The organism is Aliiroseovarius lamellibrachiae (assembly GCF_018599245.1).
In the GTDB taxonomy this organism is placed as follows: domain Bacteria; phylum Pseudomonadota; class Alphaproteobacteria; order Rhodobacterales; family Rhodobacteraceae; genus Aliiroseovarius; species Aliiroseovarius lamellibrachiae.
The window spans coordinates 260430-280973 of the sequence record NZ_JAHEVJ010000006.1 but is presented as its reverse complement, the minus strand read 5'-3'; the positions used below and the strand labels follow the sequence as shown (position 1 = coordinate 280973).

Genomic DNA, 20544 nt, shown 5'->3' with positions numbered 1-20544 from the left:
GCGCGCCCTTCAATGGCTTAGGATCTTATCAAGGAAGTCGGCGAACCGGTCGGATTTTGGTGCGGTGAACACCTGATCCGGGGTGCCGATTTCGACCATTTCACCCGCGTCCATAAAGGCAATGCGATCGGCCACTCGGCGGGCAAAGCCCATTTCATGTGTCACGCAAATCATGGTCATGCCGTCCCGCGCCAGCTCCTCCATCACGTCCAAAACTTCGGCGATCATTTCCGGGTCCAGCGCCGAGGTCGGCTCGTCAAACAGCATCACCTTGGGTTCCATGCAAAGCGCCCGCGCAATCGCGACGCGCTGTTGCTGACCGCCGGACAATTGCCCCGGCCGCTTGTCCGCCTGGTCGGGGATTTTCACCCGGTCCAGCAGATCCCGCGCCCGCGCCTCGGCCTCGGTGCGCGATTGTTTCAGCACCCGAATGGGGCCAAGCGTGAGGTTGTCGAGCACAGAGAGATGCGGAAACAGGTTGAACTGTTGAAACACCATACCCACGTCGCCGCGCCGCACCTTGTCAGGCGCCGTGTCCAGCACCGACAAATCACCGCCCTGATAGGGTTCAAGATTGGCAACACAGCGCACCACGGTGGATTTACCAGATCCGGATGGGCCGCAGATCACCAGTTTCTCACCCGCGGCGACCTTTAGATCGATATCCTTTAGCACCTGAAAATCGCCATACCACTTGGACAGGCTCGACATTTTGACCGCTGCGCTCATCTCAGTTCCCCACATCTCATCACCTATTCGTGATCGGCTAACGCAAATTCACATTTTGTTCTAATATAGAGAGACGAAACGCATGTGATAGCCTAGAAAAGGATCCTCTTGATGAACTTTTTGCGAACTCTTAGACGCACGGTTGGTGCAGCCCTTGTTGCCGGGTTGGCGTTTGCCGCCCCCGCACAGGCGCAATCGGCCCTGAATGACATTCTTTCAAACGGGGTCCTGAAGGTCGGCACCACCGGCGATTGGAACCCAATGTCGGTGCGCGACCCGGCCACAGAAGGGTACAAAGGCTATGACATCGACGTGATGACAGAGCTGGCGAAAGACCTTGAAGTTGAGCTGGAATTTGTTCCAACCGACTGGAAAACATTGGTAAATGGCATTGTTGCGGGCAAATACCACATGACAGGCTCCGCCTCGATCTCGCCTTCGCGCATGAAGGTGGCGGGCTATTCATCGCCTTATATTTCGGTGCAAATCCTGCCGTTCACCACAACGGATAAGGCCGGCCGCTTTACCACTTGGGAAAGTTTGAACCAGCCCGACGTAAAGGTCGCCACCACGCTTGGCACCTCGTTCGAAAAGATGGTGCGCGATTGGTTCCCCAACGCGGACATCAAAGTGGTTGAGGCCCCTGCCCGTGGGTATCAAGAAGTGATCGCCGGACGGTCTGACGTGTTCATAACCTCGAACATCGAAGGGGCGACCTTGGTGCAGAAGTTCCCCCAAGTGACCCGCGTTGACGTGGAAAGCCCCGCCAAGCCGACCCCCATCGCGATGATCCTGCCGCAGGCTGATCAGGTATGGATCAACTATGTGAACAGCTGGATTAAGCTGAAGCAGGAGAAGGGGTTCTTTGACGCCACCGCGAAAAAATGGGGTTTGCAGTAAGCGATTGCGGCACCTTACCTAAAGTGAGATAGGTTTGGGAGCGGGGGCTGCGGCCCCCGTTTTCGGTTCCCCCCCCTGCATAGGGACATAAAATGCGCGACACGTTACGAGCGAAAATCATCCAAACCTGCGATGCAAAAATTGCCCAAAAAGGCGAAGGCGTTGGCCTGTCGTTTTATGCGTTTTTCGCCAATAAAAACGACGACCCGGATCTGTTGATGGAGGCCGCAACGTGGTGGATTCAAACCCACGCGCTTGATCACTTTGAGAAGGCCGTGAAGATCCGTGCGATGGTGACTTCGGGGAAATAATCCCATGACGGCCACTTTGGATCCAAAATCCCATTGACTCCCTTCACCAGACATGGTGCCTCTTGAACAGCCAATAACGAGGGTCCCATGTCCGCAATTTACCAAACCCGCCTCACCAAACTGCGTGCAAAAATGCGCGAAACAGAAACCGATTTGGTGGCCGTGGGGCCAACCAGCCATTTGGCGTGGTTGACGGGGCTGGATCCGCATGGGGATGAACGCCCGGTGCTGTTGTTGATCAGCCAAGAACACGCAGAGTTTTTGATGCCGGCGCTGAATGCCGACAGCGTGCGCCAACATACCGACATCCCGTTCACCACATGGGCGGATGCAAACGGACCGCACGCGGCACTGGATGAAATCCTGTCGCGCATCCCGCTGCCCGAAAACCCGCGCGTGGCGCTGGATGAAATGATGCGCTCGGATTTTTCCTTCCTGTTGCTGGGCAAACTTCCCGGTGCCCAGCACGTCTTTCAACACGGTGCCATTGGCGCGCTGCGCAAGATCAAAGATGCCTCAGAACACGCGGCCCTTAAGGCAACACATCAGGTGAATGACATCGCCCTGACGGCGGCATTTGATGGGCTGCGCGAGGGGATGACGGAACGCGATGTGGCCGATGTGATCGCCGCCACCTACGCCAGTCACGGCGCACGGGTGGAGTTTATCAACGTCGCCTTTGGCCCCAACGGCGCCTTCCCCCATCACCACACAGGCGACACACGTCTGACCCGCGAGATGGCGGTGCAAATTGATTGCGGCTGTCGTCATATGGGCTATCCGGCGGACAACACGCGCTGTGGTTGGTTTGGCACGCCCTCGGTCGAATACACCAAGATTTTTGATATTGTGGAGCGTGCGGTGGCGGCCGCTTTGGCAACCGCACAGCCCGGCGTGACCTCGGGCGCGGTGGATGCGGCTGCGCGTGATGTGATCATTGACGCAGGATATGGCGACACCTTTGTGTCGCGCACCGGGCATGGTCTGGGGCTGGATCTGCACGAAAAGCCCGACATTGTGTCAGGGTCTGATGTGGTGCTTGAGGCCGGAAATGTTTTTTCAATTGAGCCGGGAATTTACCTGTTGGATCAGTTTGGCATTCGATTGGAAGAGATTGTGATCCTGCGCGACGACGGGCCAGAGGTATATTCCGACCTGCCGCGTGATATGTTTGTGCGCGGGTAAAGTGAGGGGCTCTGCCCCTCGAACCCCGAGGTACTTAGGGCAAGAAAAAGGGCGCCCGCATTACGTGGCGCCCTTTTTCATTCGTTGGGATTATTGCTCAGGACCTTCCGGATGGAAGCAGGCAAAACCGTGATCGCCCCCTGACATTGGCGGGCGTTCGGCACGGCATTGGTCGGTCGCTTTCCAACACCGCGGATTAAACGCGCAACCCACGGGCACATTCAGCGGTGAGGGAAGTTCCCCTTCCAGCTTGATGCGTTCAACCCGATTGGCGGGATCCGCCATTGGTGTCGCGGACATCAGCGCCTTTGTGTAAGGGTGGCGCGGGGCGTTAAACACTTGTTCTTTTGACCCTTGTTCCACCGGTTTACCCAGATACATCACGATCACATCGTCGGCAAAATGGCGCACCACAGACAGGTCGTGGCTGATGAAGAGATAGGCCAGATTGAATTTGTCCTGCAGGTCCGTCAGCAGGTTCAGAACCTGTGACTGGATCGACAGATCAAGCGCCGACACCGGCTCGTCCAAGACCAGAATTTCAGGTTCCAGCATCAACGCACGCGCCACCGCAATCCGCTGGCGTTGGCCACCGGAAAACATATGTGGGTAACGGTTGAAATGTTCGGGCCGCAGCCCAACCAGTTCCACCATTTCGCGCGCACGCTTTTCGCGTTCATCCGCCGGGATGTCCGGTCGGTTCAGCAACAAAGGCTCCATCAGGATTTTACCGATGGTCTGGCGCGGGTTGAGCGAGCCATAGGGGTTTTGAAACACAATCTGCACTTTGGCGCGCAGCTTTTTATCGCGCAGCTCATCGCCCGGCTGGATGTCTTTCCCGTCGATGGCAAAGCTGCCCGATGTGGGCGTGTCAATCATGGTGACAAGGTTGGCGAGTGTGGATTTGCCACAGCCGCTTTCCCCCACAACAGCCAGCGTGCGACCGGGCACCAGATCGAAACTGGCCCCATCCAGCGCACGCACGGTGTGGCTACCGCCAAACAAACCGGTTTTCACCTCGAAATGACGACACAGATTTTGGGCGGTCAGAATGGGGGCGCTCATGCGGGTTCCTCCGATACGGGCTGGCCGTTTTTCAGCGGGTGGTGACAGAGGGCTTCGCCCAGATCAGCGCTGGCTTTGCCAGGTTGGGTGGAGTGGCACAGATCATCGGCAAAGGCGCAGCGGGGCGAGAATAGACACCCTTTTGGCCGATCGAATTGACCCGGAACAACGCCCGCGATCGTTGGCAAATGCTTACCTGTTGCCCGTTCAGGAAGGGCGGCAAGCAGCGCCGCCGTATAGGGGTGATGTGGGTCGGTGAACAGCGCATTCACCTCTTGCTCTTCCACACGCTGGCCTGCGTATTGCACCGACACACGGTCGACGGTTTCGGCCACCACACCCATATCATGGGTGATCAGGATCAACGCCATGCCTTCGGTTTTTTGCAGGTCGATGAGCAGATCAAGAATCTGCGCCTGAATGGTCACATCAAGCGCTGTGGTCGGTTCATCCGCAATCAACAGCTTGGGTTTACACGCAAGCGCCATGGCGATCATCACCCGCTGGCTCATCCCGCCCGACAGTTGATGCGGGAAGGCTGACAGACGTTTGGCCGGATCGGGAATGCCCACCTGATCCATCAGCTCAACCGCGCGGGCTTGCCGTTCGGATCGGGTCAACGGGGTGTGCTGGCGCAGCACCTCTTTGATCTGACGCCCAACGGTGTAGCAGGGGTTCAGCGACGACATCGGTTCCTGGAAAATCATCGACACATCTTTGCCGATGATTTTGCGCCGGTCGCGGGCGGACATTTTGAGCAGGTCTTGCCCGTCAAACTCCATCTTGTCGGCGGTGATATTGGCGGTCCAGGGCAAAAGCCCCATCATCGCCAACATCGACACGGATTTCCCGGATCCACTTTCGCCCACGATGGCGCGAAGGTCGCCCGCCTCGACGGTCATATCCACGCTGTCCACGGCCCGGAACGGACCGTTTGCGGTGCGGAACTCTACGGTGAGGTTTTTTATCTCTAAAAGGCTCATGCGTCAGCTCCGCTTTAGTTTCGGATCAAGCGCGTCGCGCAACCCGTCACCCATAAGGTTGATGGCAAGAACGGCGATCAGGATACACAGGCCCGGCATGGTCACAACCCACCACGCGCGTAGGATGAATTCACGCGATTCCGCGAGCATCGTGCCCCATTCTGGCGTGGGCGGCTGGGCCCCCATGCCCAGAAAGCCAAGCGCCGCAGCGTCCAAAATAGCGGATGAGAACGACAAGGCAGCCTGCACAATGATCGGCGCCAAGCAATTGGGCAATACGGTGACAAACATGGTGCGCAACCGGCCTGCGCCGGCCACGCGACCGGCGGTCACATAGTCTTTGGTGCGTTCCGACAGCACGGCGGCGCGCGTCAGGCGCACGAAATGGGGCTGTAGCACCAAGGCAATGGCGATCATCGCATTGATCAGTGATGGCCCAAGAATGGCCACCAGCACAAGCGCCAGCAAAAGCGATGGGAAGGACAGGATGATGTCCATCAAACGCATGATCAGCGTGTCCGCCCACTTTGGGGCAAACCCGGCAATCACGCCGATGATCACGCCAAAGAACGACGCGATCGACACAACAATCACACCGATGAAGAATGAGAACCGCGCGCCAAACAGCAGTCGTGACAGCATATCGCGACCTAGGGGATCGGTCCCCAAGAGGAACTTGGTGGATCCGCCCTCTTGCCAGAACGGCGGTTGCAACAGGTGATCGCGGAACTGTTCATGTGGGGTGTAGGGCGCCAAAAGCGGGGCGATCAAGGCCACGATGAAAAACGCCGCGAAGATATACATGCCAACGACGGCACCCCGGTTTTCGCGAAAATAGCTCCAGAACTCGCGCAGCGGGCCGGGCGGTGCAGGGGTGGTTTCGGGCGAATTGGTTGATGTCTCGGTCATCCGTCAGCCCTTTCTGATCTTTGGGTTGATCCAGCCGTAAAGCACGTCAACGGTAAGGTTCACGATCATAATGATCGACGCAATCATCAACAGGCCACCTTGTACGACCTGATAATCGCGGCGGAAGATGCTATCGACCATCCACTTGCCGATGCCCGGCCAGCTAAAGATCGTTTCGGTCAGGATTGCGCCGGCCATAAGTGTGCCGACCGACAGGCCAATCACGGTGATCACCGGGATCATGGCGTTGCGAAGCGCGTGTTGGCCGTTGACGCGAAGCGGCGACAGCCCTTTGGCACGCGCGGTCCGCACGTAATCTTCGCCCAACACCTCAAGCATCGCGGACCGGGTTTGCCGGGCGATGATGGCAAGCGGAATGGTCGCCAAGACAATCGTCGGCAGGATCAGGTGCCGCACGGCGGACAGGAACGCCCCTTTTTGCCCGGACAACAGACTGTCGATCAACATAAAGCCGGTGACATTGTCGAAGAAGTACATGAACGAAATCCGCCCGGACACCGGCGTCCAGCCAAGGCCCGATGAAAACACGATAATCAGCAGCAGCGCCCACCAGAAGATCGGCATTGAATAGCCAACCAAAGCCGTGGTCATCAGCGCCTGATCAAAGAACTTTCCGCGGTTCACAGCGGCAATCACGCCCGCTGGAATGCCAAGCACCACAGCCACGATAATGGCGCAGAGCGACAGTTCGACGGTTGCGGGAAAGAGCGCAAAGAACTCGGTCACAACCGGTTTCTTGGTCACGAAAGACGTGCCCAGATCGCCCTGCAGCACGCCACCGAGGTAATCGATGTATTGGCGCCAGATGGGCTGATCAAATCCGAATTGTTTGATCAGTTCGGCATAACGCTCTTCTCCGACGCCACGTTCCCCTGCCAAAAGCAGGATCGGGTCACCGGGTAGAAGGCGGATGAAAACAAAAGAGACGACTGTGACACCAATAAAGGTCGGCACAAACGTCAGCAATCTGCGCAGCAGAAAAGACAGCATGTGGATGGCTCGCGGTAAACTGGCTGGGGCGGGCACATGATGCGCCCGCCCCTGTTTGAGGTCATGGTGACCTGTTTATTTCAGGCTAACACCGTAGAAGATGTGACCGCCCAGTGGGTCGATCTTATAGCCTTGAACTTCGTTGCGCAGAGGCATGTGAACGATCGAGTGAGCGATGGTTGCCCATGGCGCTTGCTCTTTGAACACAACCTGAGCTTCTTCATAAAGCGCGGTCCGTTTCGCTGGATCAGATTCCTGCTTGGCAGCATCGATCAGCTTTTGGAAAGGCTCGTAGCACCATTGTGCGCGGTTTGAACCACCAACACCGTCACAGCCGAGAAGAACGGCCAGGAAGTTGTCGGGATCGCCGTTGTCGCCGGTCCAACCCAGAAGCACAGCACCGTCACGATCTTTGTCTTTTGACCGCGACAGGTATTCACCCCATTCGTAGGACACAACCTCAGCCTTGACGCCAACTTTGCCGAAATCCTCTTGGATCAGCTCTGCCATACGGCGGGCATTTGGGTTGTATGGACGCTGAACAGGCATGGCCCAGATCTTCATTTCAAGATCTTTGACACCAGCGGCATCCAGCATGGCTTTCGCTTTTACCGGATCATACACGTCATCCTGAACCGCATCATTATACGACCAGATTGTTGGTGGGATCGGGTTTTTGGCGATTTGACCAGCACCCTGGAACACAACGTCGATGATGGCTTGTTTGTTCATCGCCATGTTCAGCGCTTTACGCACTTCGGGATTGTCAAACGGTGCAACCAAAGAGTTATAAGCCAGATAGCCCACGTTCAGGCCTTCTTGCTCGGTCAGGTTGATGTCCGCATCCGCACGCATGGCGGCAACATCAGCCGGGTTTGGATATGGCATCACATGGCATTCGCCCGCTTTCAGCTTTTGATAACGAACGGCCGCATCTGGTGTGATCGCAAAGATCAGATTGTCCACATCCGCTTTGCCGCGGAAAAAGTCGGGGTTTGCCGAATAGCGAACAACCGCGTCTTTTTGGTAGCCAACAAATTGGAACGGACCGGTGCCGATCGGCATTTGGTTCAGGTTCTCAGGGGTGCCAGCCGCCAGCATCGCGTCGGCATATTCCTTGGACACAATAGATGCGAAATCCATCGCCAGGTTGGCGATCATTGGCGCCTCTGGGCGGTTCAGAACGAATTTCACCGTCAGGTCGTCAACTTTCACGATCTCTTTGATCAGCGAAGGCATCGACATGCCGTTGTAATATTCCCAGGTGCCGCCGGACACTTTGTTGAAGGGGTTGGCTTCGTCGCCCTGACGCTCAAACGTGAAGATCACGTCGTCTGCGTTCATGTCACGGGTTGGCGTGAAATAGTCAGTGGTGTGGAATTTCACACCGGGACGCAGGTGGAATGTGTATTCCAGACCGTCTTCTGACACGTCCCAGCTTTCAGCCAGACCAGGGATGACATTGGTGGTGCCAGTGTCAAATTCAGCCAGACGGCTGTAGAGCGCTTTTGAAGACGCATCAAAGGTGGTGCCCGATGTATAAAGCGCGGCATCAAACCCTTCGGGTGATCCTTCCGAGCAATAGACAAGGGTGCCATCGGCCATAGCCGTCGATGCGGTCAGCATCGCAGCAGCAGCAATGCTGGCCAGCTTAAAGTGTTTTTTCATGATATCCTCCCAATCAGGTCTTCACGCCTTTTTGGCGCGGAATGGGGGCAGCTTATGATGGGCATTGCAGCAAATCAACACTGATATATCAGCAAAATATTTGTGGTGTTAACAATGCGTTACATAATGTGTTATCGCCATCATCACAAATATTGATCAATTGGTAAACTGCGAAACCAAAACCGAGTCGCTTGACCGCGGGTAAAGATCTTCCCGAACTGGCCGCCCACTGATATATAAGCGTCGAACCAGTTCAGCGAGTCGCCTCATGACACAGCCCCCAAACCTCGCGACGCAAGCCTATCTTGCCATCGAAGAACGCATTGTCACCCTGCAACTTGAACCCGGATCCATCATCTCGGAACGCAAGTTGATTGAGGTCACAAAGATGGGCCGCACCCCCCTGCGCGAGGCGATGCAACGCCTGTCTTGGGAGGGGTTGATCGAGGTGCGCCCGCGATCTGGCATCAAAATCGCCGACATCCGCGCCGAAGACTGTTCCAAAGTGATCGAACTGCGCAAAGTGCTGGAACCCCGCCTTGCCCGCGCCGCCGCCCGCTTTGCCACACCGCGCCAATTGGAAGACGTGCGGATCAGCCAGCAAATGATGCAAGACGCCCTGCCCGATTTAGACGCAGAACTTTACCTCAAGGCCGACAAAGCCTTTGATCAGGCCATGACATCCGCCTGCGAAAACCAATATCTGAACAACATCCTTGGCCCCCTGCAAACCCATGCGCGCCGGTTCTGGTATCGCTACTTCTCGCGCGACAGCATGAGGCGATTGGGCGAGGGGCATATCGCTGTGATGGATGCGGTTTTGGCCCGCGAGGACGTACGCGCCTTTCAAACCATGGAAACGCTGATGGGGGTGATGGCGATCCACGCGCAAGCATTGAAAGACTAAAGTCATTCCAATTTTGACTTGCTGGTTCACTATTTTTCCGTTTTGACCTGCGTCAATCCAGCCTGCCCTCCATTAGGGTAGGTTGGTCCCTCAATCTGAGGGACTGCCCCATGCACATCCACACCAAATCCGCCTTAACAAAACTGCCATTCTTTGCGCGGCTGTCCCCGCATGTCCGCGCCTGTTTGGTCGGAAAATCCGTGATGCGGTCCCACCCTCAGGGCAGCATCATCAGCCTGCAAGGCGATGAAAACCCAACACTGAAAGTCGTGGTGGACGGCTGGGTGAAACTGTTCCGCCTGTCTTCGGGCGGCACCGAAACCACGCTCGCGATGCTGGACCATGGTCACAGCTTTGACGAAGTTCCAGCATTGAAAAAAGGGGCGGCCATCGCCTCGGCCGAAGCGATCAGCAATTGCACGGTTTTACATCTGGACCTTCGCGCAATCTGCACCTGTAAAAACGCATTTGCTGAATTACACATGGCGGTGTTGGCCGCCGCATCGGGCCATGCCCGCGATATGATTGGACAGATCGAACAACTTAAGGCCAAAACCGGTGCACAGCGATTGTCTGATTATCTGGTTGAATTGAGCGACACAAAAGGTGGCGAGAACGAGATGACCCTGCCCTATGGCAAAAAGGTGCTTGCCGGCAAGCTGGGCATGAAACCCGAAAGCCTGTCACGCGCGTTTCGCCAACTAAAACCGTTCGGCGTACACAGTCACGAAGGCAACATCCGCCTTGGTGATCTGCGCGGATTGCGCGCGTTTTCACAGGAATGCACCGTTTAGCGGGCACCCCAGGTGTCCGACAACCGATACCCGCCGGGCCATGGATCTGACGGGTCAAGCATATGTTGATGCGTGCCCGTAATCCACGCGCGCCCCGAAATCTCAGGCGTGATTGCGGCGCGCCCATTCAGGTCAAACTGCGCAACGATACGGCCCTGAAATTCACTGTCGATTATCGACCGGGCCACATATCGATCCTGAACGCCCATCTGACCTTTCGCCAACAGCATCGCCATGCGCGCGGAAACACCGGTGCCGGTGGGCGAGCGATCCACTTTTCCCGGTTTAATCGCCACGGCGTTTTTGCCCGTCAACACATCGCCCTCTCGCACCAGCGGCCCAGCAATTTGGCAAAACGAGATGTGGTTCCAATCGGTGACGGGATGCGAGAATCCCAACTGCTCATTGGCTGCATCGGTGATTTTGGCGCCGGTGCGCGCGAGATCCGCCGCCTCATCCGGGGTGAGCGCAAAGCCAAGATCAACCGCATCGACAATCACAAAGCTGTCGCCCCCAAAGGCCGTGTCGACCCGCAAACTGCCGATCCCCTCGACCTCAATCACCGCATCCAATTTATCGGCGAAGCTGGCAACATTCTGCACATTGATCCGTTCGGCTTTGCCGTCACGGCATTCCGCCCGCACCCGCACCAAACCACCGGGGGCCTCTAGCACCAAATGGGTTTCAGGCTCGTTCATCGGCAGAATGCCACTGTCCAAAAGAACGGTCGCCACACAGATCGAGTTTGACCCGGACATCGGCGGGGTGTCTTCGGGTTCCATGATGATCCACGCCGCGTCCGCCTCGGGGTGTTTTGGTGGCACGAGCAGGTTCACATGACGAAACACCCCGCCGCGCGGTTCGTTCAGAACAAACCGCCGCAGCGTGTCATCCTCGGCGATCCAATTGCGTTGCTCCCAAATTGTGTCTCCGGGCGGCGGGGTCACACCGCCAACAATCACGTCGCCCACCTCGCCCTCGGCATGGCAGGACACGACATGAATGGTTTTCGTTGATCGCATGGGGTGTTCCTTAGAAACGCGTAGGGGAATACGGCGCAAGATTGATCGCAGGCGCGGTCCCTTGGGCAAGGCTCGCCACCAGTTCGCCGGTGCCCGCTGATTGGGTTAGGCCAAGGTGACCGTGACCAAACGCATAAATCACGCGAGGTGCCTGAGGGGATGCGCCGATCACTGGCAAGCTGTCGGGCAGGGACGGGCGATATCCCATCCATTGCGTTCCGCCAGAGGTTTCAAGTCCGGGCATGAACTTGGCGGCTTTCTTCAACAGGATCTCGGCGCGTTTGTAATTGGGCGGCAGCTCAAGCCCGCCCAATTCCACGGCCCCCCCCACACGATACCCATCGTGGTTTTTCGACAGCACAAACCCGTGAGAGGCAAAGGTGATATGGGTGCGAATGTCCAGATTTCGGGTGGCAAATGTCGTGTTATACCCCCGCTCGGTTTCCAACGGGATCTGATCCCCAAGCGTGGCGGCCAACCGATGTGACCAAGCCCCTGCGGCCAGAACAACCTGAACGGCACTGTCCACCCCGGTGTCATGAGTGATATCGACATATACGTCTCTATTCCGCAAATTAGAGACTGTTTTGGTCTCAATCACACCACCTTTTTCAACAAATCTAGCCGCCAAAGATTGCGCCCAGGTCTTTGGATCGCGCGTGTTAAACCAGCCCGGTGTATACCCCGCATGGGTAAATCTGGCGGACAGCCCCGGCTGAATTTCGGCGATGGCCCCGGCGCTGTCAAACACCTCACATGGTATCCCCAACTCTTTGCGGCGTTGCCATATCGGGGCGGCGGATTTGAACGCTCGCGCCCCGTCATAAACACTCAGCTGTCCTTCGCGATTGATCAAAGCGGCGTCGCCATCCGTTTGCAATTGCCGCTCAAAAGCGGCCTCGCAGTGGCGCATCAAATCAAGTTGCGCCTTTACAACCGCATCATATCTATCGCGCCAAGATGCCCGCCAAAACCGCAACATCCACGGTGCGATTTTTAACGCATATGCTGGTGGAACAGACAAAGGGCCCAATGGGTCCAGCAACCATTTGGGTGCTTTTTTCATGACGCCAGGCGTCGCCAATGGTTCGATTTCGGTAAAGGCAAACGCGCCAGCATTGCCCGAGGAGGTTTCCTCGGCCACCCCCGTTCGGTCCCACACCGTAACCCGCCGCCCCTGCGCCTGAAGCGCAAGGGCGGTGCTGATGCCAATAATTCCTGCACCAATTACAAGAACGTCATGCGTGGGGGACTGCGTCATCTGAAGCGCCTTTTTGGGATCATTTTAGGGCAACGTATAAGCGGTTTTCACACTTGTATAGAACTCAGCCGCATAAGCCCCCTGTTCACGCGATCCAAAGCTGGATCCTTTGGTCCCGCCAAAGGGCACATGATAGTCCACGCCCGCAGTCGGCAGGTTCACCATGACCATGCCCGCCTGCGCATTTGCCTTGAAATGGCTTGCGTGTTTCAGCGACTGGGTACAGATGCCAGAGGACAAGCCGAACTCCGTGTCATTGGCCACGGACAGCGCCTCGTCATAATCCCGCACACGGATCACGCTGGCGACGGGGCCGAACACCTCTTCGCGGTTGATACGCATGTTATTGGTGGTCTCAGAAATCAGAGCGGGGGACATATAGAAGCCGTCGCTGGCGAGGCTAAGGCGTTCGCCGCCCAGTACTTTACCGCCCTCTTTCGCAGCAATAGAGACATATTCCAGATCCTGAGCAAGCTGTTTTTCATCCACCACAGGGCCCATCTGAACCCCCGCCTCAAGCGCGTTTCCGACTTTAAGATTGGCGGCAGCTTCCGCCAAGGCACCGACAAATTTGTCATGGATACCTTCGGTGACAATCAGGCGCGAAGACGCGGTACAGCGCTGACCGGTAGAGAAGAACGCGCCGTTCAGGCAAGCATCCACCGCAACATCCAGATCAGCATCATCCAACACAACCATCGGATTTTTGCCGCCCATCTCAAGCTGAACTTTCTTAAGGTTCGCCCCGCAAGCCGCCGCAATCCCGCGCCCGGTCGGAACCGAACCCGTGAACGAGATTGCAGTCACGCGCGGATCCTCAATCATCTTCGGCCCAATCTCAGAGCCACGCCCCATGACAAGGTTAAAGACGCCCGCTGGAAGGCCCGAACGGCTGATAATCTCAGCAATCGCCCATGCGCACCCGGGCACCAATTCAGCAGGTTTCAATACCACAGCGTTGCCATAGGCCAGCGCGGGGGCGATTTTCCATGCGGGGATCGCGATCGGGAAATTCCACGGCGTGATCAAGCCGATGACCCCCACGGGAAACCGGGTCACATCAACATCAACGCCGGGCCGAACCGAGGCCAATCGGTCGCCGGTTTGGCGCAATGTTTCGCCTGCGAAGAACTTGAAAATCTGCCCGGCGCGCGCGGCCTCTCCGATGCCTTCGGGCAGGGTTTTTCCCTCTTCGCGTGACAGCAAGCGACCCAGCTCTTCTTTCCGAGCGAGGATTTCAGAACCGATAAAGTCAAGGACATCAAAGCGCTGTTGCGGGGTGGATTTGCCCCATGCAGGTGCCGCGTGATGTGCCGCGGAAATCGCTTGATCCAGGTCACCTGCACCAGCTTTTGCCGCGACGCCAACAATATCAGAGATATCCGATGGGTTGATGTTGTTCACAGCCTCTGTGGTCTCGTGCCACGCGCCACCGATGTAGTTTTTGAAGTCCATAATAGTCTCTATTCCGCAGGTTAGGCTCTTATTCCAGTTCGATAGGGATCGTCATTTGAAAAGAGCAATGTGGTTTCTGAGGTGACATAAGCCGCCCCTTCGATGGTCGCGATAATGCCCGTGTTGCCGGGCACATAGGTCAAATCATAGGTGCTGCCGATGATGCTTTCCTGTACCCAGGTCTCATTCGGCGCCAGCATCCCATCAGCAACCAAACAGGCCAGTTTTGCCGAGGATCCGGTGCCACAAGGCGACCGATCATACGCCCCGCCCGGACACAGCACAAAGTTACGGCTGTCAGCCTGACCATGCGCGGGCCCAAACAGTTCAATGTGGTCAATGTAAGCGCCACCTGCGCCGGTGATCCCGTTGCGCTCAAGCGCGTTTCGGATCGCAATTGTGGCGGACGTCAACTCGGACAGGCGGGCAAAATCCAATGGAATGGCGTCATGTTTGGAAAGGAAAAACCAATTGCCCCCATAGGCGACATCACCGCTGACCCGGCCAAGTTCCGGCACCTCTACTGTCACGTCCTTGAGGTGGCGAAAGCTTTCAACATTCTTGGCACGCACGCGATCGGGGGACAGCAGGTCAACCTCGACCACGCCCACGGGCGTTTCAAAGCGATGCACGCCAAGCGTGATACGCCCCATGTGATAAAGCACAGCTGCCAAGCCAATGGTTGCATGGCCGCACATTCCAAGATTGGCCACCGTGTTGAAAAAAATCACCCCTGTTGCGCAACTTGGGTCCGAGGGCGGTGTGAGCAAAGCGCCGACAATTGCGTCATGACCCCGAGGTTCACACAGGGTCGAGGGGCCAAAATCGGGATGATCGGTCCACAGCCGCGCCGCGCGTATCGCAAGGGGGCCAGTCCCAAGGTCCGGCCCGCCTTCGATTACCACACGCGTTGGTTCGCCCGCGGTATGACTGTCGATTACGCGCATTCAGCGATGATCCCACCTTGGCGTGACCAATCCGCGTACCAGTCTTTGAACAGTTGATACTGTGCTTCGACATAATTCCGTTGTGCGTCTGTCAGCGCATCGGTCTCATTGAAGTGCAGCGTGTATTCGGTGTCGCCGTTCAGAACCATCAGATGCTTGTAATAAAGCACGAGGTCTGCGCCCTCATCGAACGAGGACAAAACGCCAAGTGCTTCTTCCAATTCCTTGGCACGCACACGCGCTTCGGCATGGCCCGCTGCGGCCTTTTCACAAAGCGCCACAAGGTGCAGGACCTCGCGCGGCAAGGCATTGCCGATGCCGGTGATCGCCCCACCCGCCCCACAGTTCACATAGCCGTGGTACACGGTGGTATCGACGCCAATCATCAGGGTCACGCTGTCATCTTGCGAAGTGATGTTTTCCGCCGCATACCGCAAGTCGTCCGCACCGCCGAATTCCTTAAACCCGATCAGATTGTCATGTTCAGCGCGCAGGGCAAAAAACAGATCTGCGCGGGTGGCAAATCCATAATAGGGAGAGTTGTAGATCACCGCTGGCAGGTTCGGAGCGGCCGACAAGACCCCTTTGAAATGCGCCTTTTGCGCCGCCATTGACGTCCCACGAGACAGCACACGCGGGATCACCATCAGACCCTTGGCCCCAACTTTTTCGGCATGCGCAGCGTGCTCAGCTGCAAGGCGTGAATTTACCGCACCTGTGCCCACAATCACGGGAACACCCGCCTGACACAGCGCTTCAACACCCTGCATACGCTCGGCGTCTGTCAATAGCGGCCAGTCGCCCATAGAGCCGCAATAAACCACCGCCGACATCCCCGCCGCGATCAATTCCTGACCCTTTTTCACCAGCGCGTCAAAGTCAGGTGTGCGGTCCGCCTTGCACGGGGTCATCAGCGCCGGGATCGTTCCGGAAAAAATATTCGACATGTCAAACTCCTTGGCAGGGCATATCCACATTTGATCGATGGACAGAGGCAAATTGGTGGGCGGATTGGCCCCTTTTGGATGTGTTGCCCCAGTCATAGCCAGATTGGATCCAATATTCAATATAGTTTTTCCAAAATCCTTCATTCCATCCTGAATTGCTGCTAGTTTCATCCCAAAGTGAGGGACTATGCAGTTTAAATCAGTCGATATTTCCAAAACCGCCTCGGCCGCGTCGATCATTTTCGATGCGCTGAAAAAGGCGATCATTGAGGGTGATTTGGAAGAAGGCGCGCCATTGCGCCAAGATGAAATCGCCAAAATGTTCAACACATCACGAATCCCTGTGCGCGAGGCAATCTCGCGGCTTGAAGAACATGGCTTGGTGAAATCCCAACGCTATAAAGGGGCGGTTGTGTCCGGTCTTTCGGCGGATGAAGCTGGCGAGATTTTTGACTATCGCGCTATATTAGAGCCGCATATCATCCGCGTTGCTGTCCCCAAGATGACCCCAAAAGCCTTGACCGAAGCGCGGTCCTTTTGTGACGCGTTTGCTGTGTCGGATGATCCGATGGAATGGGGCGATTTGAACCGGAAATTTCACGCCACACTTTATAATGCCTCGGGTTTGACCTTTCACCTTGAAGCCGTGGAAAGCGCGCTGGATCGTGTTGATCGTTACCTGCGCGCACAGTTGGTTTTGTCGGACGGCATGGCCCGCGCCAACGATGAACATCTTCGCATTCAAGACGCCTGTGAACGGGGGGACGCGGACGCCGCAGCTGAACTAACCCACCAACACATCCTCGGTGCAAAGAACTCGCTTTTGAATCACCTGAGCAAACTGTAAAAGGCCGCCCAATCAGAGCGGCCTTTTGACTTGGATAGTCCCTAATCAGCGGATTAGAGCCTTATTTCATCATCGCCATATCGGTGATTGCGGTGGTATAGGCGCCCTCTGGCATCTTGGTGATCACCGGATCCGAACCACCACCCATCAGCGTGGCGACCGTGCGATCATAATCGGCGACATTCAAAGATCCGTCAGAGCCCGCGGTCAGTTTGGCAATCTCGCCCATCATCCGCACCTGATGCTTTTCAGTCTGCGCGCCGGTCTCGTCATATTCCAACACGATCATCGCGGCGTCTTCTGGGTTTTCCTCGGCCCATTTCCAACCCTTCATCGAGGCACGCACAAAGCGGGCCATCTGGTCTTTGAACGCATCATCGCCAAGCTTTTCTTCGAGCACGTAAAGACCGTCCTCAAGCGTTGCGACACCCTGTTCTTCATATTTGAACGTCACCAGATCGTCCGCACCAATGCCCGCATCAATGATCTGCCAGTATTCATTATAGGTCATGGTCGACACGCAATCGGCCTGGCCTTGCAGGATCGGATCGACGTTAAAGCCCTGCTTCAGAACCGTCACCCCGTCACCGCCTTCGGTACCAATACCAAGCGAGGACATCCAGCTGAGGAACGGATACTCATTGCCAAAGAACCAAACGCCAAGCGTCTTGCCGGGGAAATCTGCCGGGCTGGTGATACCGGTGTCTTTGCGGCAGGTCAGCATCATGCCGGACGACTTAAAGGGCTGCGCGATGTTCACCACCGGTGCGCCTTGTTCGCGGGCCGCCAAGGCCGATGGCATCCAGTCGACCATCACGTCAGCACCGCCGCCCATCAACACCTGAACCGGGGCCACATCCGGGCCACCCGGCTTGATCGTCACATTCAGATCTTCGTCCGAATAAAACCCGTTTTCCAGCGCCACATAATAGCCGGCAAACTGCGCCTGCGTGACCCATTTCAATTGCAGTGTCACGTCATCGGCGGCCATTGCCCCTGTGGACATTGCGCCCAGCGCAAACGCGGCCAGCGCGCCTTTCGTGTAGTTCAGCATTTCATTTCTCCCAGTTGGTTATTGGCTGTTATTTGTTTTGCTCAGCCTCTTTGTGAGGGGTGCCAGAATGTGACCCCCTTTTCTATTAATGCCACAATGCCATAAAATGCCGATCCGGCAATGGCGGCGATTGTGATTTCGGCCCAGACCATATCAAGGCCCAGCCGCCCCACCTCGGTTGAGATGCGAAACCCCATGCCTTTGATTGGTGATCCAAAGAACTCTGCCACGATCGCGCCGATCAGCGCCAAGGTGGTCGCCACCTTCAGTCCGTTGAAAATGGCAGGCATCGCGGCGGGCAGGCGAAGGGAAAACAGCGTCTGCCAGTAGTTGGCCGAGTAGGTTTTCATCAAATCGCGCTGCATGCTGTCGGTGTCAGCAAGGCCTTGCACGGTGTTCACCAGCATCGGGAAAAACACCATGACAACCACAACGGCCGCTTTTGAATGCCAGTCAAACCCAAACCACATCACAAGGATGGGCGCGGTGCCAATGATCGGCAGGGCCGCGATGAAATTGCCAACGGGCAGCAACCCACGTTGCAAAAAGGGCGAGCGATCAATCAGGATCGCCGTGACAATTGCCCCGCCGCATCCCATCAAATACCCCGTCAACGCCCCTTTCACAAAGGTCTGCACAAAGTCGACCCAAAGCACGTCAAGCGAGCTGGCGACCTTGACCCCGATGGCCGAAGGCGGGGGCAGGATTACGGGCGGGACATTCAATCCCCGCACCAATGCCTCCCACACCACCAAGACAGTCGCACCAAAGATCACCGGCACGGCCAGTTTCGCCCAACGCGACCCTGCGGCCGGAGAATTTGCGATGCGGCCATTCAGCCACCATGTGAACACCCAAAAGGCAACCGCAATCAGAACCCAGATCATGGCTTCACCCCCATGCGTTTCAGCATTCGGCGCTCGATCATGCTAATAATGCCCACAAGGCTGGCGGCGAGAATGGCCGCCGCAAACAACGCCGACCAGATTTGGATGGTTTGCCCATAATAGCTGCCGGTTAGCATGCGTGCGCCAAGACCGCGGATGGCTCCGGTTGGCAACTCGCCCACGATGGCCCCCACCAAAGACGCGGCCATGCCGACCTTAAGTGCTGTGAAAAGATAGGGCATTGAAGAGGGCAGGCGCAACTTCCAGAACGTCTCCCCTCCGCTTGCGGAATAGGTTTTCAGCAGATCAAGCTGCATCCCATCCGGGCTGCGCAGCCCTTTGACCATGCCAACCACCACCGGGAAAAACGAAAGATAGGCCGAGATGAACGCCTTGGGCACCAACCCCTGAATGCCAACCGAGTTCAGCACCACAATGATCATCGGCGCAATCGCCAGAATGGGGATGGTTTGCGAGGCAATCGCCCAGGGCATCACGCTCATGTCCATCGCTTTGTTGTGCACAATGCCGACGGCCAAAAGGATGCCAGCACCGGTCCCGAAAACAAACCCCAACAGGGTGGCAGACAGGGTAATCCAACCATGAAAAATCAACGAACGTTTGGAAAAGGCACGCCCCTTTAGGGCCATAGCCCCGGTGGTTTTCCACAGCTCAGATGCGACCTGATGGGGGACCGGCAAGACCGGGCGGTCCTGGCTCCAGGTATCCACAATCAGCTCTGACGTGGTCAGTTCGACCTTGGCCCGCTTCGCCTGATCGCGCGCCCATTTGGCATTCATACCAATCGCCGCCGCGTACCAAAGAACCATGATCGCCGTGATCACCGTCAGGATCGGCACCAATGATGTCATCATGCGCCGCTCAGTCATAGGCATGCCCCGCCCGCAGCCCTTCTCGCACGCGGTGCGCGATGTCCAGAAATTCTTGTGTGTCGCGAATATCCAGCGGGCGTTCTTTGGGCAGCGTGCTTTCGATCACATCGTAAATCTGGCCCGGACGGGGGGACATGACGACGATTTTGGTCGACAGATACACCGCTTCGGGGATCGAGTGGGTCACGAAACCAATGGTCTTTTCCGTGCGCGCCCAAAGCTTTAAAAGCTGCTCGTTCAGGTGATCGCGCACAATCTCATCCAGCGCCCCAAACGGTTCGTCCATCAACAAGATATCCGCGTCAAACGCCAAGGCCCGTGCGATGCTGGCCCGTTGCTGCATCCCGCCGGAAAGCTGCCACGGGAACTTCTTGTCAAAGCCTGCCAGATCCACCAGATCGAGCACCTTTTCGACCTTCGCTTTCTGTTCCGCTTTGGAGTAGCCCATGATCTCAAGCGGCAGCTTGATGTTACCGCCAATGGTGCGCCACGGATACAGCCCCGCCGCCTGAAACACATAGCCATAGGCGCGGTTTTGGCGGGCCTCATCGGGCGACATGCCGTTCACGGTGATCTCGCCGCCGGTGGGATGTTCCAGCGCCGCAATCACCCTGAGAAATGTTGTTTTGCCACAACCCGACGGGCCAATGAAGCTGACAAAATCACCTTTGTTGATCTCCAGATCCACGCCCTTCAGCGCATGGATGGGGCCATCATTTGTCTCAAACGTCAGGTCGAGGTTTTTGGCTTGGATGACAATATCGTTCAC

At 56.7% G+C, this 20544-nt stretch carries 21 protein-coding genes; 6 read left to right on the top strand and 15 right to left on the bottom strand.

Going from position 1 to position 20544, the window contains the following annotated elements:
• Positions 1–9: 9 nt before the first annotated feature.
• Positions 10–729 (bottom strand): amino acid ABC transporter ATP-binding protein, encoded by a 720-nt coding sequence (locus KKW20_RS12535; RefSeq protein ID WP_214568226.1) that lies wholly within the window; start codon positions 727–729, stop codon positions 10–12.
• A gap of 111 nt (positions 730–840) precedes the next feature.
• Between KKW20_RS12535 and KKW20_RS12530 the strand changes: the two genes are divergently transcribed.
• The 3 genes from KKW20_RS12530 to KKW20_RS12520 all read left to right on the top strand — a co-directional run bounded on the left by KKW20_RS12530 (position 841) and on the right by KKW20_RS12520 (position 3125).
• Entirely contained in the window at positions 841–1629 is a 789-nt protein-coding gene (locus KKW20_RS12530; protein WP_214568225.1) for a transporter substrate-binding domain-containing protein, read from the top strand.
• A gap of 92 nt (positions 1630–1721) precedes the next feature.
• A complete protein-coding gene (locus tag KKW20_RS12525) occupies positions 1722–1940 on the top strand; it encodes a DUF6500 family protein (protein ID WP_214568224.1) in 219 nt (72 codons plus the stop codon).
• A gap of 87 nt (positions 1941–2027) precedes the next feature.
• Positions 2028–3125, top strand: a complete 1098-nt coding sequence (locus tag KKW20_RS12520; RefSeq protein WP_214568223.1) for a M24 family metallopeptidase — start codon at positions 2028–2030, stop codon at positions 3123–3125.
• A gap of 90 nt (positions 3126–3215) precedes the next feature.
• Here the strand turns inward: KKW20_RS12520 and KKW20_RS12515 are convergent, their stop codons facing one another.
• The 5 genes from KKW20_RS12515 to KKW20_RS12495 all read right to left on the bottom strand — a co-directional run bounded on the left by KKW20_RS12515 (position 3216) and on the right by KKW20_RS12495 (position 8761).
• Entirely contained in the window at positions 3216–4190 is a 975-nt protein-coding gene (locus KKW20_RS12515) for an ABC transporter ATP-binding protein (protein WP_214568222.1), read from the bottom strand.
• Positions 4187–5173, bottom strand: coding sequence for an ABC transporter ATP-binding protein (locus KKW20_RS12510; RefSeq protein ID WP_214568221.1), 987 nt, complete (start codon positions 5171–5173; stop codon positions 4187–4189). Before KKW20_RS12510 ends, KKW20_RS12515 begins: the two co-directional genes overlap by 4 nt.
• 3 nt (positions 5174–5176) lie before the next feature.
• Entirely contained in the window at positions 5177–6082 is a 906-nt protein-coding gene (locus tag KKW20_RS12505) for an ABC transporter permease subunit (protein ID WP_214568220.1), read from the bottom strand.
• Between the two features lie 3 nt (positions 6083–6085).
• A complete protein-coding gene (locus tag KKW20_RS12500; RefSeq protein ID WP_214568219.1) occupies positions 6086–7093 on the bottom strand; it encodes an ABC transporter permease subunit in 1008 nt (335 codons plus the stop codon).
• A 75-nt stretch (positions 7094–7168) separates the two neighbouring features.
• Positions 7169–8761 (bottom strand): ABC transporter substrate-binding protein, encoded by a 1593-nt coding sequence (locus KKW20_RS12495; protein ID WP_214568218.1) that lies wholly within the window; start codon positions 8759–8761, stop codon positions 7169–7171.
• A 268-nt stretch (positions 8762–9029) separates the two neighbouring features.
• Between KKW20_RS12495 and KKW20_RS12490 the strand changes: the two genes are divergently transcribed.
• Both KKW20_RS12490 and KKW20_RS12485 read left to right on the top strand, forming a co-directional pair.
• Positions 9030–9668 carry a GntR family transcriptional regulator gene (locus KKW20_RS12490; RefSeq protein WP_214568217.1) on the top strand — a complete coding sequence of 213 codons (639 nt, stop codon included), beginning with the start codon at positions 9030–9032 and terminating at the stop codon, positions 9666–9668.
• 110 nt (positions 9669–9778) lie between these two features.
• The gene (locus KKW20_RS12485) at positions 9779–10462 is read left to right on the top strand and encodes a cyclic nucleotide-binding domain-containing protein (protein ID WP_214568216.1); all 684 of its coding nucleotides are present in this window, start codon (positions 9779–9781) and stop codon (positions 10460–10462) included.
• Here KKW20_RS12485 and KKW20_RS12480 read toward each other — a convergent pair.
• The 5 genes from KKW20_RS12480 to KKW20_RS12460 are packed head-to-tail and all read right to left on the bottom strand — an operon-like array spanning position 10459 to position 16094.
• Positions 10459–11484: a trans-3-hydroxy-L-proline dehydratase gene (locus KKW20_RS12480; RefSeq protein ID WP_214568215.1), complete on the bottom strand. Its 1026-nt coding sequence runs from the start codon at positions 11482–11484 to the stop codon at positions 10459–10461. The two genes, KKW20_RS12485 and KKW20_RS12480, sit on opposite strands and share 4 nt — an antisense overlap.
• A 10-nt stretch (positions 11485–11494) precedes the next feature.
• On the bottom strand, positions 11495–12745 hold the full coding sequence (locus KKW20_RS12475; RefSeq protein ID WP_214568214.1) for an NAD(P)/FAD-dependent oxidoreductase: 1251 nt from the start codon (positions 12743–12745) through the stop codon (positions 11495–11497).
• A 24-nt stretch (positions 12746–12769) separates the two neighbouring features.
• Positions 12770–14200 carry an aldehyde dehydrogenase family protein gene (locus KKW20_RS12470; RefSeq protein ID WP_214568213.1) on the bottom strand — a complete coding sequence of 477 codons (1431 nt, stop codon included), beginning with the start codon at positions 14198–14200 and terminating at the stop codon, positions 12770–12772.
• Between the two features lie 20 nt (positions 14201–14220).
• On the bottom strand, positions 14221–15147 hold the full coding sequence (locus tag KKW20_RS12465; protein WP_214568212.1) for a 4-hydroxyproline epimerase: 927 nt from the start codon (positions 15145–15147) through the stop codon (positions 14221–14223).
• Positions 15138–16094 (bottom strand): dihydrodipicolinate synthase family protein, encoded by a 957-nt coding sequence (locus KKW20_RS12460; RefSeq protein WP_214568211.1) that lies wholly within the window; start codon positions 16092–16094, stop codon positions 15138–15140. The genes KKW20_RS12465 and KKW20_RS12460 overlap by 10 nt, the downstream gene beginning before the upstream one ends.
• A 187-nt stretch (positions 16095–16281) precedes the next feature.
• Between KKW20_RS12460 and KKW20_RS12455 the strand changes: the two genes are divergently transcribed.
• Entirely contained in the window at positions 16282–16941 is a 660-nt protein-coding gene (locus tag KKW20_RS12455) for a GntR family transcriptional regulator (protein WP_214568210.1), read from the top strand.
• Positions 16942–17002: 61 nt separating this feature from the next.
• On the opposite strand, the gene KKW20_RS12450 is transcribed toward KKW20_RS12455, so the two are convergent.
• From KKW20_RS12450 to KKW20_RS12435, 4 genes are read right to left on the bottom strand one after another with little or no spacing between them, the layout of a single operon-like run.
• Entirely contained in the window at positions 17003–17995 is a 993-nt protein-coding gene (locus KKW20_RS12450) for an ABC transporter substrate-binding protein (RefSeq protein WP_214568209.1), read from the bottom strand.
• Positions 17996–18036: 41 nt separating this feature from the next.
• Positions 18037–18882, bottom strand: coding sequence for an ABC transporter permease (locus KKW20_RS12445; protein ID WP_214568208.1), 846 nt, complete (start codon positions 18880–18882; stop codon positions 18037–18039).
• A complete protein-coding gene (locus tag KKW20_RS12440) occupies positions 18879–19754 on the bottom strand; it encodes an ABC transporter permease (protein ID WP_214568253.1) in 876 nt (291 codons plus the stop codon). Before KKW20_RS12440 ends, KKW20_RS12445 begins: the two co-directional genes overlap by 4 nt.
• A gap of 10 nt (positions 19755–19764) precedes the next feature.
• A complete protein-coding gene (locus tag KKW20_RS12435) occupies positions 19765–20544 on the bottom strand; it encodes an ABC transporter ATP-binding protein (RefSeq protein ID WP_214568207.1) in 780 nt (259 codons plus the stop codon).

Excerpts from the sequence above, each read along its gene's own strand:
- KKW20_RS12505 (WP_214568220.1), bottom strand. The coding sequence starts at position 6,082 with ATGACCGAGACATCAACCAATTCGCCCGAAACCACCCCTGCACCGCCC.
- KKW20_RS12485 (WP_214568216.1), top strand. The coding sequence starts at position 9,779 with ATGCACATCCACACCAAATCCGCCTTAACAAAACTGCCATTCTTTGCG.
- KKW20_RS12450 (WP_214568209.1), bottom strand. The coding sequence starts at position 17,995 with ATGCTGAACTACACGAAAGGCGCGCTGGCCGCGTTTGCGCTGGGCGCA.
- KKW20_RS12520 (WP_214568223.1), top strand. The coding sequence starts at position 2,028 with ATGTCCGCAATTTACCAAACCCGCCTCACCAAACTGCGTGCAAAAATG.
- KKW20_RS12490 (WP_214568217.1), top strand. The coding sequence starts at position 9,030 with ATGACACAGCCCCCAAACCTCGCGACGCAAGCCTATCTTGCCATCGAA.
- KKW20_RS12460 (WP_214568211.1), bottom strand. The coding sequence starts at position 16,094 with ATGTCGAATATTTTTTCCGGAACGATCCCGGCGCTGATGACCCCGTGC.
- KKW20_RS12480 (WP_214568215.1), bottom strand. The coding sequence starts at position 11,484 with ATGCGATCAACGAAAACCATTCATGTCGTGTCCTGCCATGCCGAGGGC.
- KKW20_RS12445 (WP_214568208.1), bottom strand. The coding sequence starts at position 18,882 with ATGATCTGGGTTCTGATTGCGGTTGCCTTTTGGGTGTTCACATGGTGG.
- KKW20_RS12455 (WP_214568210.1), top strand. The coding sequence starts at position 16,282 with ATGCAGTTTAAATCAGTCGATATTTCCAAAACCGCCTCGGCCGCGTCG.
- KKW20_RS12510 (WP_214568221.1), bottom strand. The coding sequence starts at position 5,173 with ATGAGCCTTTTAGAGATAAAAAACCTCACCGTAGAGTTCCGCACCGCA.
- KKW20_RS12470 (WP_214568213.1), bottom strand. The coding sequence starts at position 14,200 with ATGGACTTCAAAAACTACATCGGTGGCGCGTGGCACGAGACCACAGAG.
- KKW20_RS12530 (WP_214568225.1), top strand. The coding sequence starts at position 841 with ATGAACTTTTTGCGAACTCTTAGACGCACGGTTGGTGCAGCCCTTGTT.
- KKW20_RS12535 (WP_214568226.1), bottom strand. The coding sequence starts at position 729 with ATGAGCGCAGCGGTCAAAATGTCGAGCCTGTCCAAGTGGTATGGCGAT.
- KKW20_RS12465 (WP_214568212.1), bottom strand. The coding sequence starts at position 15,147 with ATGCGCGTAATCGACAGTCATACCGCGGGCGAACCAACGCGTGTGGTA.
- KKW20_RS12495 (WP_214568218.1), bottom strand. The coding sequence starts at position 8,761 with ATGAAAAAACACTTTAAGCTGGCCAGCATTGCTGCTGCTGCGATGCTG.
- KKW20_RS12525 (WP_214568224.1), top strand. The coding sequence starts at position 1,722 with ATGCGCGACACGTTACGAGCGAAAATCATCCAAACCTGCGATGCAAAA.
- KKW20_RS12500 (WP_214568219.1), bottom strand. The coding sequence starts at position 7,093 with ATGCTGTCTTTTCTGCTGCGCAGATTGCTGACGTTTGTGCCGACCTTT.
- KKW20_RS12475 (WP_214568214.1), bottom strand. The coding sequence starts at position 12,745 with ATGACGCAGTCCCCCACGCATGACGTTCTTGTAATTGGTGCAGGAATT.
- KKW20_RS12440 (WP_214568253.1), bottom strand. The coding sequence starts at position 19,754 with ATGACATCATTGGTGCCGATCCTGACGGTGATCACGGCGATCATGGTT.
- KKW20_RS12515 (WP_214568222.1), bottom strand. The coding sequence starts at position 4,190 with ATGAGCGCCCCCATTCTGACCGCCCAAAATCTGTGTCGTCATTTCGAG.